Consider the following 13836-nt stretch of genomic DNA (forward strand, 5'->3'; position numbering starts at 1 on the left):
AACAGAATTGCTATGTCTAAAATTTATGTTTAAAATATTTTTTATTAATTCTATTATTGGTCTTGATTTGCATGATTGCTTTGTACTAGTATTGCATCACTAGCAAGCCAGAGCAACGAAGCCGAGGTATTATGCTACCAAAAAAAATTATGTTAAAGTTTGAAAACCTTAGCGAAGACAAATTCCAAAAGCTGTCCGAGGAAGAACAGAACAACGTTCTCGGCGGTAAATTCGACAACGAAGGCGCTACGGCCGCTGACTTCACGAAATACAGCGACGGCAGCTGGGCCAAAGACGGCGAAGCCCAGTGGGATAACTAATATCCGCTGAATAAAAAGGGCAAGACTTGTGGTTTGTACAGGTCTTGCCCTTTTTATATAACTTATTAATGCTTCAAATAGCGCTCAATCTAAATATTGCTTAGATTGAGCTGAAAATGCTCTTGGTGGTGCTAGTTGTTATGTGTTTGATAGATTTGAAAAATAGAGCAAGAAGTTGATGCTATTACTGATAGTAATTTACGGTTAGGATACCGACACTTTTCTCAGCCATGATCTTAATTCTAAGCACCAGTGGTGAATACACTACCGACATAGTAATCGATTGGCTAGATGCCAAACAGCAACCTTGGATCAGGATCAATGACGATGACATTGCTGCAAGCCACGAAATCGTGGTAACGGAGGGCGTGTGCGAGGAGCCTGCAACGGGTACCGGGGGCCAGCCGGGAGGATTTACGGTTAACGGGGAGTGGGTAGCTCTGGAGAGCATCAAGACGGTCTGGTTCAGGAAGTATGGTTTCTATAGCACAGAGCATCTGATCAAGAAGTTAGAGACCAGCTACGGGGTCGACACGGCCATACATCTGCAGAGCGAGTACACGGCATTTGCACGGGCCTTTGCGGGTGCTTTTGATCATGGAGTCAAGTGGTTGACCGATCCATCGGTGCTGCCGATCAACAAAATTACTACGCTGCGTTTAGCAAAATCCTTGGGGTTGGACGTGCCCCGAACTTTGCTTACCAATTCGAAAGCCCAGGTGGAGGCTTTCGTAGCGCAAGTAGGACCGGTCATCACCAAGTGCACACGGGATATGTTCGGTATCAAATCCCGAGTCGATGAGGCTACTAATACCACATATTATTTTACGATGTATACGCAGCTGCTGACGGCAGAAATAATAACTCAGCTACCAGCGTATTTTTTGCCATCTACCATTCAGGAGTACATTGATAAAGCCTTTGAGATACGATGCTTCTACCTGGACGGAGCAGTATACAGCATGGCCATCTTCTCGCAGGACCACGAACGAACAAAGCTGGACTTCCGGAAATACGATGTGCACAAGCCCAATCGGATGGTGCCCTTTGTTCTGCCCGCTGAGGTTTCGGACAAACTGTGTCAATTGATGACGCGTCTGGGTTTGAATACCGGGTCGATTGACTTTATGGTGTCTGCTTCTGGAAAGTATTATTTCTTGGAAGTAAACCCCACAGGCCAGTTCGGTTTTTTGTCGACGGCCTGTAATTATGGGCTTGAAGAAAAAGTTGCAGATTACTTAATGAGGTAAGTATGAACAAGGGCAATGAGCAATTTCGTAACAGGATAGGAAAGGACGGTCAGGAGGTTTTCCCGGTTGTTTATCATGTTATGGAAGAAATGCCAGGTGGCGACAAGAGTGACCGTGTAAAAAACAGGAGTGATTATTATAATAATAATATATTTACACCGGTGTCTTTTAAGAAGGTAATTTCAAAAATTAAATTTTCATACTGATATGCTATTTGCGAAGCAGTTTGCTCCAGGCAATACTTTTGAAGTGTATTTCAAATTATTCGCTTGCTGCCTGCCAGTGCGCGGAGCACAGCGCAGCGTTGTGTGTGATTTGCAAAGAGCCAGTTATGATTATATTCCTAACGCGCTGCAAAGCATATTAGAGCAAGACCATCTGCTCTCGGTCGGAGAGGTGTTGAATAAGTATCCGACTCAGCACGCGGATACGATACTTGGGTATTTTGATTTTTTGGTGGAGAAAGAGTACGGGTTCTATACGCAGCAGCCCGAGCTTTTTCCGAAGATGAGCTTGGCGTATAACCATCCCAAGCTGATTACCAATGCCATCCTCGACATCGGGGCGCAGAGTAAATACAACGTCTTGCGGGCCATTGCCCTGATTGAGCTGACTGGGTGCGAGCATCTGCAGGTGCGCAGCTTCGTAGCACTGACGGAAGGGTTTTTCCAGGAGTTGGATCAGCAAATCAAGACGTCGCGCTTTCGATCCATTGAAATTATAACGAAGCACAGCCCCGGGCTAAGCGAGGACTTCTGCCGACTTCTGTTGCAACAGAATCCGCGCATAAGTCAAATCATTGTACACTCTGCTCCGGACGAAAAACAGGAGTTTATTTACAACGAGGTGAGCCAGTGCTTAATTCACGCCCGGGCTCCAATTGATTCGGAAGCTCACTGCGGCTACATCCATCCGGCGCTATTTTCGATTCACCTGTCGACGTTTACCGAAGCGCAGCAATTTAATTCGTGTTTGAACCGCAAAATTGCCGTTGACCAGTTCGGAAACGTCAAAAATTGTCCGAGTCACGCGGCTTCCTATGGCGCTGTAGACGACCAGGCCAGCTTACTGCCGATTGCGCAGCAGAAACGCTTCCAGGAAATATGGGGCGTGAGCAAGGACCAAATCAACGTCTGCCAAGACTGCGAATTTCGTTACATCTGTACTGATTGTCGGGCCTACGTAGAGGCGGGCCCCCTTTCCAAACCGGCTAAGTGTACGTATGACCCTTACGCCGCTGCTTGGCAGCAGCCGCAGACTACAATGGCTAACCAAAGCCGCTTGGTGCCGGCGTAAGCATGCCGCTGTTTGCCCTTCCCGCAACCCTGATCCGCTAGTAGATCAGGGTTGCGGTCTGAAAGCGGGTGCGGACCAAGTTTTCTGGAAAGCAAGGAAACGCGAGGGAGGCGGCCAGCAAAGACCGGGCTGGGTAAGCAGCAGCAGAATCAGAATGGGGTAAAGTCAGCGGCTGCTACCTTGCCGGCTTCCGAGCCGCTCCGCTATGCAGATACCCTTTACCCCCGTTGTGGTGCTCTTGCTAGCCGTGGTGGCGCAGGCCGTCTTTGCGGCCGGGCTGCTGTGGCTGGCCCCGCACAACCGCCGCCCCAACCGCCTGCTAGCCCTGCTCATGCTGGCCATTGCACTCTGGATTCTAGATGGGTTTTTTCGCGCGGCCAACGTGTACGGGCAGAATGCCAACTGGTACTTCGCCCCGATTTACTACTCTTTCGCCTTCGGGCCGCTGCTCTACTTATACGTGCGCAGCCTCACCAACCACGCCTTCCGGTTGCGCCCGCGTCAGCTCTGGCACTTCGCGCCGGTGCTGCTGCAGGCCGGGCTCTACGCCACGCTGCGCCTGACCGATTATCCCACGCGGCTCTGGTTTTGGGAGCACGTGCATCGGCCCTACACCTACCGCCTGGAGTTTATCGGCACTTGGCTGTCCTTGATGGTGTACTTAGCGCTGAGTCTGCGCCTGCTGCGCCAGTACCGCCGCTACCTCGACGACAACTTCTCCGAAACCTCCCAGCTGCGCCTGCGCTGGCTGCGCGTGTTGCTGGTGCTGCTGGCTGTCGTCAGCGCGCAGTGGCTGGTGGAGGTGGTGCTGCGTGAGTTTTTCGGCCTGTATTACCGCTACGACTACTCCACCGAACTACTTGGCGCGGTGGTGTTCTGCATTGGCGTGGTAGGCCTGCGTCAGGCCGATATGCAGGCCGTGCATTTCGCCGCCGACGTTGAGCCACTTGGCAAAGCACCCACCGCGCTGGTGTGGGCGACTGAAACCGCACCGCCAGCTGCGCCCGGTGGCCCGATGCCGGGCGCGGCCCGCAGCCAGGCCCAAGCTGCTGCGCGGCAGCAGCCGGCCGTTGATGCGCGGGTGCTGGAGCGCATCCGTCGGGCCTTGGAGGACGAGCAGCTCTTCCGCAACCCCACGCTCACCCTGGCCGAGCTGGCGGCTCACACCGACCTGCCCACTCGGCTAATTTCTTTTACCGTCAACCAGGGCTTCGGCAAGTCCTTCAACGACTTGGTCAACGGCTACCGCGTGGCCGAGGTGCAGCGCCGCCTGACCCGCACCGACGACGCCCAGCGCCTGACCCTGCTCGGCATTGCCTTCGAGAGCGGGTTCAACTCCAAGACTACCTTCAACCGCATTTTCAAGCAGGTTACCGGCGTGGCACCGAGCGAGTTTGGCAAGCAGTGAGTGGATGACGTTCAGGGTTATCCGCTCACCACCAGCTACAGGTCCCAAAATATGTTTTGGGACGTTCCACTTCCGCCGCTGGGGCGCTTCGGGCTGGCTGAGCGGGCACTTTTGGGTCGTTGTTTAACCCCAATCGAACCCGCTCATGAAGCACCTGATTTTCATCCTGCTGCCCGCCTGGGGCCTGCTCTTAGGGCAGTGCGCCCAAGCCCAAACCACGCCCGCCACCCCGGCCGCCAGCGGCTGGACCGACCACTCGCGCGTCCTGCCCGACAAGCTGCGCCGCGTGCCGGTGGGCCTCTCGCTCTGGCACGCTCCCAACCCCAACTACCCCGAGCCCAACCCTGAGCGGCCCGGCGGCTACGTGTGGAAGCACCAGACCACGGTGCGCGCTGACGTGGCCGACCTGGAAATCGTGGAGTGCGGTAGCTTTATCTGGTACAGCGCCGCTGGCTGGCAGCAAAATATGCGCGAGACGCCCGCTGAGTTTGCCGAGCTGTTTCAGTGCCCCGGTGGCCGCCTGCAGCAGGGCCGCAGCTACACTTTCCCCCGCAATTACCGCTACGCCGACAGCGCCCAGCGCCTTTACGGCGGTGATGCGCTCTGGTACATCTTGGCCAAGGACAAACAGGGCCGCCTTTACAAGGGCATGGGCCTGATCGAAACCGAAGCCGACGTACAGCCGGCTGCGCCTACCGCCGGCCGCTAGGCAGCTTCCTGTTTTCCGTCAGCCTTATTCCGTGCTCGTCATGAACACTCGCGTGTTTCCCGTTCTGCTGGCCTGCCTGACGCTGGCCGCTCACCCCGCCACCCAGCTCTACCACGCCCAGCCCGCCGCCAGCCGCCTCACCTGGACGGGCCACGCCGAGGTGGGCAGCTACGCGCCCAGCGGCAGCCTGCAGCTGCGCGCCGCCACGTTTGGCTGCGCGGGCAGCCGCCTGCGCAGCGCCCGCGTTACCGTCGATATGGCCAGCCTGCGCCACGACAACGCCCAACTGCAGGAGCACCTGCGCGGCACCGACTTTTTCGACGTGGCCCGCTTTCCCACGGCTGAGTTTCGCCTGCAGGCGGCCACGGCCACCCAGGCCACGGGGCTGCTCACCATTAAGGGCGTCAGCCAGCGCGTCACGTTTCCCTACACCCTCGGGCCCGGGGCGGCTGGCGAACTGCGCCTGCGCGGTACCCTCACGCTCGACCGCACCCGCTTCGGCATCCGCTACAACTCGCGCAGCTTCTTCGCCGACCTCGGCGACCAAGCCATTCGCAACGATTTTCAGCTGGACTTCGACGTGCTGGCGGTGGATGAAAATCAGGGGGCTAGGCGCTGATTGCTAATGCGTCGCCATTGATTTGCTATTTTTATTAGTAAGTGCATGGCTATATATTTTAGTGCGCGTATCTTGCAGCCCTGACCACGCTAACGGGACAACGGCTATGAACGAACGCGCTTTGAGTACCCTGGAGCTAGAGGCTTGGCTGGAGCAAGCCTGCCACGAAATCGACGGGCAGCCGGTGCTGGCCCGTGCCAGCGCCACCCAGCAGTTTCGCGGCGACATTGAGGGCACCGGCCAGCTGGAAGTGCTGCTGACCTACCACGCCGACGGTTCGGCCAGCTCGGTGGGGCTGGAGCGGGTGGTGGGCCGGGTGGGCGGCCGGGCGGGCACGTTCGTGCTGGAGCACACCGGCTGCGTGGAAGACGGCGTGGCCAAGGCTCAGCTGGCCGTGGTGCCCGGCTCCGGCACCGACGACCTCGACGGCCTGCGCGGCCGCGGCTGGTTTGTGCGCCGGCCCGGCCGCGCCGCCGCCCTGACCCTGGACTACGAATTTTTGGAGCAGTAAGACCGTCGCTTTTGGCTACAGCGTCGGTTCTTCTGCCTTGACGGAGCGGGGCGCCGCCGATTGGGGCCGGGCCACGAGCGTACCGGGCAACTGCAGCCGGAAGGCGGTGCCCTCGTGCACCACGCTCGCCACGCTGAGCGTGCCGCCGAGCTGTTGCACGATGCGGTTGACGAGGTAAAGGCCGATGCCCGAGCCTTCCACGTGGTCGTGGAAGCGGCGGAACATCTGAAACAGCTCCCGGCCGTGGCGCTCCAAATCGATGCCCAAGCCGTTGTCCTGCACCAGCAGCACCGGTTCGTTGTCGACGAGCTCGGTGCGCACCAGCACCACCGGCGGGCGGTCGGGGTGGGCGTACTTGAGCGCGTTGGAGAGCAGGTTGTAGAGGATGCTCTGCAAGTTGGGCCGCACAAACTGCAGGGTCGGCGCGGCGTCGAAGTCCAGCGTGAACGTGGCCCCGGCCACGGCCGCCGCGGGTTGCAGGCTGCGGATGATTTCCTCGGTGAAGGCGCGCAGCTCCACCGGCTCGGCGGGCAGCTGCTCGTGGCGGCGCTGCACCTGCACCACGTCCGAGAGGTCTTCCACGGTGTCGTGCATCTGGTGCATGGCCCGCTCAAACATGCCGCGCAGCTCGTGGGCGGCCGGGTCGTCGAAGCGGGCGGTGCGCATGAGCTCCTCGAAGATGCCGGCCATGTTGTTGACGGGCTGCTTCAGGTCGTGGGAGGCGGTGTAGACGAAGTTGTCCAGGTCCTCGTTGATGCGCCGCAGCTGGGCATTCTGGGCCTGCAGCTGCTGCTGGGCCTGCTTGAAGTCGTGGATGTCGGTGCTTGTGCCAAACCACTTCACGACCTCACCCGCGGCGTTACGCATGGGCATGGCCCGGTGCAAAAACCAGCGGTACTGCCCGTCCTGGGCCGAAAGCAGCCGGCTTTCCTGTTCGTAATCGGTGCCGGAGCGCATGCTCGTGAGGTACTTGCCCACCACCACGGCCACGTCGTCGGGTGGCACCAGCTCGGTCCAGCCAAAGCGCAGGGAGTGCTCCACCGGCACGCCCGTCAGCTCCTGCCAGCGTTGGTTGAGGTAGTCGATGCGGCCGTCGGGCTGGGCCGTCCACACCACCTGCGGTATGCTCTCGGCCATGAAGCGGAACCGCGCTTCGGAGCGCAGCAGCTCGTCGCGCAACTCCTTCTGTTCGTGGTTGTCGACCACGGTGCCGTACCAGCGCACGGCCTGCCCGTCGGGGCCAAGCTCGGGCACGGCGCGGCACACCTGCCAGCGGTACTGCCCGTCGTGGTGGAGCAAGCGGTACTCAAACTCCAGCGGCGTGTTTTGCGCAATGGCCCGCTCGTAGGTGGCGTAGGCGGTGGGCCGGTCGTCGGGGTGGATGAGCGTGGGCCAGACGGCGTCGGCATCGGTGCCGGGCGGGAAACCGGTGAGCTGGTGCCATTGCGGGCTGAAGTACTCCAGCCGCATGTCGGGGGTGAGGATAAAGGAAATGGCCGGCAGCGCCTCGGTCATGCGGCTGAGCTTGACGGCGTGGCGGTTCACCTCGGCCTGCAGCTCCTCGGTCCGCTGCCGGGCCCGCACCTGCTCCGTCACGTCGAGGGCGAAGGAGAGGATGCCGCGCGAGGCCGGCCGGTTGTCCACTTCGGGCAGCAATTGGTAGCTGAAGTTGAAGTAGCGCGTTTCCAGCTGTCCGGTGTCGGGGCTGAGCAAATCAACGCGCTGCTCCAGGGCCACGAACGGCTCCCCGCTCTGGTACACGCGGTCGAGCACCTCGACAAAGCCCTGCTCGGCAATTTCCGGCTGGGCCTCCACCACGCGCAGGCCCAGTTGCACCCGCTGGCCCACCAGCGCCTGCATTTGCGGTGAGATGTACGTGTAGCGGTGTTCGGGGCCTTCCATGGTGTTGATGATGGCCGGCAGCGTGCGCAGCATGCGTTGCAGCTGCTCGTCCTGCTGCTCCAGCCGTTGCTGCAGCCGCTTCTGGTCGTCGATGTCGACGCTGGAGCCGTACCAGCGCTGCACTTGGCCCTGCGCGTCGAACAGGGGCACGGCGTGGGTGAGCACCCAGCGGTAGTGGCCGTCGTGGCGGCGCAGGCGGTACTCCCCGCTCCAGGGCCGGCGCAGCAGCCGGCCCTCGGCAAACAGCTCGCGCATGCGCGGCGCATCGTCGGGGTGCACCGGTTCGTCCCAGTGGGTGAGGGCGCGCACCGCGTCCTGGCCGGTGTAGGCCCGGCGCTGGGGGTTGACGTAGAGCATGCGCCCCTCGGCATCGGTGATGTACACGTAGAGCGGCAAGGACTCCACCAGCAGCCGGAACTGCTCGTTTTGCTGGCGCACCTCTTCCTGCAGCTCGGCGGCGCGCTGCTGGGCCTGCACCCGCGGCGTCACATCGACGCCGAACACGAGCACGCCCGTCGACTGGCCCTGCTCGTCGGTGAGGGGTTGAAATACGCCGTCGAAGTAGCGGGGGTGCTCGGCCGAGGCCGCCGGCGGCGCACTGACGGGCATTTCGTTGAGCACGTGCGGCTGCTGGGTGCGGTACACCAGGTCGAGCACCTGGGCCAGGCCGCTGGGCTGTAGGTCGGGCAGCACCTGGGCGGCGGGCCGGCCTAGCTCCGCGTCGGGCCCGAGCAGGTCGCGGCTGCGCTCGTTGACGAAGGTGTAGATGTGCTCGGGTCCCTGCAGGGTGGCCACGTAGGCCGGTAGCAGCTGCAGAATCTGCTGCAGCTGGCGGTCCTTCTCGCTCACCCATTGCTGGCTGAGCTTTTGCTCGTGGATGTCGGTGCCGGTGCCTACCCAGCTGGAAATGCGGCCGTCGGCGCTGCGGCGGGGCACGGCCTGCACCAGCAGCCAGCGGTACTCGCCGTCGTGGCGGCGCAGGCGGTATTCCACCTGGTAATCGGTACCAGTGGCCAGCGCCTGCTGCCAGGCCTGGTTGACGTGGGCGCGGTCGTCGGGGTGAATGTCGTCGAGCCAGCCCCATTCCCGGGCCTGGTCCAGGGTGCGGCCGGTGAAGCGCAGCCAGCCCGGGTTCTGGTAATCGGCCGTGCCGTCGGCGCGGGTGGTCCAGAGCATCAGGGGCAGGGCTTCGAGCATGAAGCGAATCTGCTCCTGGCTTTCGGCTAGGTCTTGCTGCGCCAGCCGGGCGCGCTGCTCGGCCAGGTGGCGCTCCGTTACGTCCTCGGTTTGCTGCAGGATGTAGCGCAACTGGCCGTCGTCGCCCACGATGGGGTAGTGCTTGGCTTGCCAGTAGCGCTCCTCCAAGCCGCCGCCCAGCGCGGCGGGCCGCTCCAGGTCGTAGCGGATCAGCGGCATGGTGTGCGGCTCGTGGTGGTGGCGCACATGCTCGATGGAAGCGCGCAACACCGCGGCCTCGTTGTGGTCGGCGGCCGGGAAGGCCTCGAACAGCGGCCGGCCGGCCACTTCGGCGCGGCTTTTCAGGGCCACGGCCGCGTGCTGCTCGGTGTTGTCGACGATGGTTATGGCTTCGTCGGGGGCCAGCAATAAATAATTGCCCGGCAGGTGCCGAAACAGGGCCAGGTAGTCAGACAAAGCAGTGGGAGGCACCATAAAAGACCGGCGAAGCGGGCAAGGACGGGGAGGAGCGCGGCGCGGTCAGCCCCAAGGGGGTGGCCGAAGATAAATGTACCGAAAAATTGCCGCGTCGGGGCCGGGGCGGGCCGCCGGCTGCTCAGCCCTCGTGGTAGAGCTTGCCCGCTTTGTCGGCCGACACCTTGATGCCCTTGATCAGAGCCGAGCTAAACCCCTGGTGCTCCATCTCGTTCAGGCCCGCAATGGTGCAGCCCTTGGGCGAGGTCACCTTGTCGATTTCCTGCTCGGGGTGCGAGGCCAGCTGCAGCAGCAGGTCGGCAGCGCCCTTGGCCGTTTGGGCGGCCATTTTCAGCGCGTCGTGGGCGTGAAACCCGATTTCGGTGCCGCCCTGCGAAGCCGCCCGGATGGCCCGCAGGAAAAACGCCACCCCGCAGGCGCACAGGGCCGTGGCCGAGGTCATCAGTTCCTCCTGAATGCGCACGCTCACGCCCACCGTGTTGAAGAGCCGCTCCACCAAGTCCATATCGGCGGCCGGCGCGTCGTCGGTGGCCAGGCAGGTCATCGACTGCCCGATGGCAATGGCCGTGTTGGGCATGGCCCGCACCACCCGCACGGGCAGCTGCAGGCGCTGGCGAATGGCCGCGCAGCTCACCCCCGAGGCCACCGACACGAGCAGGTGGCGCGCCGGGTCGAGGGCCGGGGCAATGAGGTCGAGTAGCTGGTCGAGCTGCTGCGGGAGCACGGCCAGCACCACCAGGTCGGCCTGCTGCAGAGCGGCGCGGTTGTCGGCCGTGACGCGGTAGCCGACCGCGGCCAGCGGGGCCAGGGCGGCCACGTTGCGGCGGGTAAGGGTAATGGCCGCGGGCGCAGTCAGGCCGGCTTTTACCAGGCCCTTGGCCAAGGAAAGGCCGATATTGCCGCTGCCCAGAATGGCAATGCGCGGGGAAGTGGTGTCCATAGGCTACAATAGTAGGGGAGAGGACGGGTTCTTTCGCAGGGCGTTGCGCGTCGTTCGCCCAGCAAAACCCATCATTGAGCGAGAAACAGCCGGCCACCCCCGGGCCGGCGGCTAATTTCGAAGGATTGCATTGCTACTGATTGCCCCAACATGCCTATTCCGACCGCCGAGGAGTTGATTGAATTACAAGCCGCGCTGGCTCGCGCCGAAGCGCGCAGCGTTGAGTTAGCGGCTGCCCTTCACCAGGCCACCGACCACGCCGCGCAGGCCGAACAGCAGCTGCGCATCCTGGCTGGCCACCTGCCCGTGGGCATGTTGCACGTCGGCCCCGACCAAGTAGTGCGCAGCGTCAACGCGCTGTACTTCGCCCTGCTCGGCATCGACGGCGACGCGGCCGACTGGCCGGGCCGCCCCGCCGCCGGGCTGGTGGAGCTGGTGGGCCGCCACCACACCGGGGCCAACGGCCAGCCCCTGGCCACCAGCGCCGACGACACGCTGGTGCTGCCCGACGGGCGGGTGTTGCGCCGCGCCCAGCGCCCCTTGCCGGGCGGCGGGTACCTGGAGCACCTCTACGACATCACCCGCGAGGACCTCGACGAAGGCATGCTGGCCGCCGCCAGCATCCCCGAGCAGAGCCCGTACCCCATGATTCGCTACGCCCTCAGCGGCGAAGTGCTGTACGCCAACCCCGCCGCCTGGCGCCTGCGTCAGCGCCTGACGCCCGACGAGCAGCAGGCCGCCCGCGTGCAGTACTACCGGATGGCCGCTGAAGCTGTGCAGGCCGGCGAGGACCGGCAGATGGAGCTGCAGATCGGGGAGCGGCAATACATAGCCTACGCCGTGCCGTTTGCCGCCGCGGGCTACTACAACCTCTACCTGCTCGACATCACCGAGCGCCACCACGCCCAGGCCCAGTCGCGCGCCAGCGAAGCCAAGCTCGACGCCCAGCAGCGCTTCACCCAGCACATCCTCGACTCCATCCCGAACACGGTGATGGTGCGCACGGTGGCCGGGCACGAGCTGTTCTCGAACCGCGCCTTCCGCGAGCTGATGCAGCAAAGCCTGCAAACCAACGAGGCCATCATGGCCGAGTACCGGGCGGCCTGCGAGCGGGTGCTGCGCACCGGCCGCGACGAAGCCCTGAACGTGCCCTTTACCCTGCACAGCGGGGAGGTGCGCTGGCTGCACGTGGAGCTGCGCCGCTTGCCCCGCCCCGAAGAGGAAGCGGCCATTCTCATCGTCTCGACCGACGTAACGGACCTGACGGAAGCCCAGCGCGAGCTGACCCGCAATGAGCGGCGCTACAACGAGCTGATGGACTACGCCCAGGCCCTGATCTGGACCCACGACCTCGACGGGCGCCTTCTCTCGGCCAACCCGGCCCTGAGCGCCATGCTCGGCCTCGGCACCCAGGACATCACCGGCCGCCCCCTGCAGGATGCCATCGACGACGACCGGCGCACGGCCGTGGTGGAGTACCTGCGCCTGATCCGGGAGCAGGGCGAGTATGCCAGCGTGGTGAAGCTGCGCGACCAGCAGGGCGGCCTGCACTACGTGCAGCAGTACAGCCGCTTGGTCGACGAGCCGGGGGAGGAAGCCCACGTCATGGCCTTCGGCCACGAAATCACCGAGCGGGTGCTGGCCCAGCGCGCCACCCAGCAGGCCAAAGAAGCCGCCGAAGCCGCCGCAACGGCCCGGGCCAACTTCCTGGCCAATATGAGCCACGAAATCCGCACGCCGCTCAACGGGGTGCTGGGCATGGCCACCTTGCTGAGCAAAACCCCGCTCGACGGCCGCCAGACCCAATACCTCGACGTCATTCGCTCCTCGGGTCAGCACCTGCTGGGCGTCATCAACGACGTGCTCGACATTGCCAAAATCAGCTCGGGCAAGGTGGAATTTGAGCAGCGCGTGTTCAACCTCTGCGACTCCATGGGCGCGGCCATTCAGCCCCTGGTGCTGCAGGCTGCCCAGAAAGGCCTCACCTTCAGCGGTACCCCGCTGCGCACCACCTGCTCGTACCCCTGGGTGCTCGGCGACGCGCACCGGCTCAACCAGATCCTGATCAACCTGACGGCCAATGCGGTGAAGTTCACCGACGCCGGCGGGCACATCGACGTGGTGGGCGAGCTGCTGAGCGAAACCGACAGCACCATCACCGTGGAATTTCGGGTGAAGGACAGCGGCCCGGGCATTGCTCCCGAGCGCCTGGAGCGCATCTTCGACTCCTTCACGCAGGCCTACGCCGACACCTCGCGCAAGCACGGCGGCACCGGCCTGGGCCTGACCATCTCGCGCGCCCTGGTGGAGCAAATGGGTGGGCAGCTCGCCGTGACGAGCACCCTGGGCCAGGGCAGCACCTTCGCCTTTCAGGTGACGCTGCCCAAGGCCGACCGCGCCCAGCTGCCGGCGGCTACCGCCCCGGCCACGCTCGATACCGGCGCCCTGCAGGGCAAGCGCGTGCTGCTGGTGGAAGACAACGAAATCAACCGCGACGTGGCTCGCCTGCTGCTGGAAGAGTGGGGCGTGGTGGTCGACGAGGCCGTGAACGGCGAAGCCGGGGTGCAGCAGTTCTACGCTCAGCCCTACGACGCGGTGCTCATGGACATTCAGATGCCGGGCATGAACGGCCTCGACGCCACCGCCCGCCTGCTGCAGCACCCCGACCCGCAGCGCGCCCGCACGCCCATTGTGGCGCTGACGGCCAACGCCTTCCGCGAAGACAACGAGCTGTACTTGGCCGCCGGCATGACGGCCACCTTGGCCAAGCCCTTCGAGGAAGCCGACCTTTACCGTACCCTCGTGCAGGTGCTCCACCGGCCGGCTGCGCCCGCCGCCCCGGCCTACGACCTGCAGCCCCTGCGCGACATGGCCCGCGGCAAGGAAGCCTTCGTGACCAAGATCATCCGCTCCTTCCTCCTCAACATGCCCGACAGCCTGCAGGAGCTGCAGGCCGCCGCCGCCGCCGCCAACTGGCCGGCCGTGGCCCGCATCGTGCACCACATCAAGCCCAACCTGACGGCCCTGCGCGTGCCGGGCACCGAGGGCCCGGTGGCCCAGCTGGAGCAGTTCCGCCACGACGTGCCCGTGCACCTGCCCGACGCGGAGCTGCGCGCCGCGGCTGCCCAACTGGCCGAGGCCGTGCAGCGCGCCCTGCAGCAGCTGCCGCAGGAGCTGCCGGCGGAGTAGGAGAAGGGCCGGCTTGCAGCA

At 63.2% G+C, this 13836-nt stretch carries 10 protein-coding genes; 8 read left to right on the forward strand and 2 right to left on the reverse strand.

Annotation, left to right across the window (positions count from 1 at the left end):
* Positions 1-149: 149 nt before the first annotated feature.
* The 7 genes from LJ737_RS09480 (at position 150) to LJ737_RS09510 (ending at position 6113) form a co-directional block, all read left to right on the forward strand.
* Positions 150-320 carry a hypothetical protein gene (locus LJ737_RS09480; protein WP_227765037.1) on the forward strand — a complete coding sequence of 57 codons (171 nt, stop codon included), beginning with the start codon at positions 150-152 and terminating at the stop codon, positions 318-320.
* 230 nt (positions 321-550) lie between these two features.
* On the forward strand, positions 551-1570 hold the full coding sequence (gene gwsG, locus LJ737_RS09485; protein ID WP_227765039.1) for a grasp-with-spasm system ATP-grasp peptide maturase: 1020 nt from the start codon (positions 551-553) through the stop codon (positions 1568-1570).
* A 207-nt stretch (positions 1571-1777) separates the two neighbouring features.
* A complete protein-coding gene (gene gwsS / locus LJ737_RS09490) occupies positions 1778-2866 on the forward strand; it encodes a grasp-with-spasm system SPASM domain peptide maturase (RefSeq protein ID WP_227765042.1) in 1089 nt (362 codons plus the stop codon).
* 205 nt (positions 2867-3071) lie between these two features.
* Positions 3072-4274, forward strand: coding sequence for a helix-turn-helix domain-containing protein (locus tag LJ737_RS09495; protein ID WP_227765043.1), 1203 nt, complete (start codon positions 3072-3074; stop codon positions 4272-4274).
* A gap of 145 nt (positions 4275-4419) precedes the next feature.
* Positions 4420-4983 (forward strand): hypothetical protein, encoded by a 564-nt coding sequence (locus LJ737_RS09500; protein WP_227765045.1) that lies wholly within the window; start codon positions 4420-4422, stop codon positions 4981-4983.
* 40 nt (positions 4984-5023) lie between these two features.
* Positions 5024-5602 carry a YceI family protein gene (locus LJ737_RS09505; RefSeq protein WP_227765047.1) on the forward strand — a complete coding sequence of 193 codons (579 nt, stop codon included), beginning with the start codon at positions 5024-5026 and terminating at the stop codon, positions 5600-5602.
* A gap of 106 nt (positions 5603-5708) precedes the next feature.
* The gene (locus LJ737_RS09510) at positions 5709-6113 is read left to right on the forward strand and encodes a DUF3224 domain-containing protein (RefSeq protein ID WP_227765048.1); all 405 of its coding nucleotides are present in this window, start codon (positions 5709-5711) and stop codon (positions 6111-6113) included.
* Positions 6114-6128: 15 nt separating this feature from the next.
* On the opposite strand, the gene LJ737_RS09515 is transcribed toward LJ737_RS09510, so the two are convergent.
* Both LJ737_RS09515 and proC read right to left on the reverse strand, forming a co-directional pair.
* On the reverse strand, positions 6129-9668 hold the full coding sequence (locus tag LJ737_RS09515; protein WP_227765051.1) for a PAS domain-containing protein: 3540 nt from the start codon (positions 9666-9668) through the stop codon (positions 6129-6131).
* Positions 9669-9807: 139 nt separating this feature from the next.
* Positions 9808-10626 (reverse strand): pyrroline-5-carboxylate reductase, encoded by an 819-nt coding sequence (gene proC, locus LJ737_RS09520; protein ID WP_227765053.1) that lies wholly within the window; start codon positions 10624-10626, stop codon positions 9808-9810.
* 150 nt (positions 10627-10776) lie between these two features.
* Between proC and LJ737_RS09525 the strand changes: the two genes are divergently transcribed.
* A complete protein-coding gene (locus LJ737_RS09525) occupies positions 10777-13815 on the forward strand; it encodes an ATP-binding protein (protein WP_227765054.1) in 3039 nt (1012 codons plus the stop codon).
* The last annotated feature ends 21 nt before the right edge of the window (positions 13816-13836 follow it).

Origin of the sequence: Hymenobacter sp. 15J16-1T3B, assembly GCF_020711235.1 — a bacterium.
Classification (GTDB): domain Bacteria; phylum Bacteroidota; class Bacteroidia; order Cytophagales; family Hymenobacteraceae; genus Solirubrum.

Bases quoted from the DNA above. Each gene is read 5' to 3' on its own strand.
- LJ737_RS09525 (WP_227765054.1), top strand. From the start codon at position 10,777: ATGCCTATTCCGACCGCCGAGGAGTTGATTGAATTACAAGCCGCGCTG.
- LJ737_RS09510 (WP_227765048.1), top strand. From the start codon at position 5,709: ATGAACGAACGCGCTTTGAGTACCCTGGAGCTAGAGGCTTGGCTGGAG.
- gwsS (WP_227765042.1), top strand. From the start codon at position 1,778: ATGCTATTTGCGAAGCAGTTTGCTCCAGGCAATACTTTTGAAGTGTAT.
- LJ737_RS09480 (WP_227765037.1), top strand. From the start codon at position 150: ATGTTAAAGTTTGAAAACCTTAGCGAAGACAAATTCCAAAAGCTGTCC.
- LJ737_RS09505 (WP_227765047.1), top strand. From the start codon at position 5,024: ATGAACACTCGCGTGTTTCCCGTTCTGCTGGCCTGCCTGACGCTGGCC.
- LJ737_RS09500 (WP_227765045.1), top strand. From the start codon at position 4,420: ATGAAGCACCTGATTTTCATCCTGCTGCCCGCCTGGGGCCTGCTCTTA.
- LJ737_RS09495 (WP_227765043.1), top strand. From the start codon at position 3,072: ATGCAGATACCCTTTACCCCCGTTGTGGTGCTCTTGCTAGCCGTGGTG.
- proC (WP_227765053.1), bottom strand. From the start codon at position 10,626: ATGGACACCACTTCCCCGCGCATTGCCATTCTGGGCAGCGGCAATATC.
- gwsG (WP_227765039.1), top strand. From the start codon at position 551: ATGATCTTAATTCTAAGCACCAGTGGTGAATACACTACCGACATAGTA.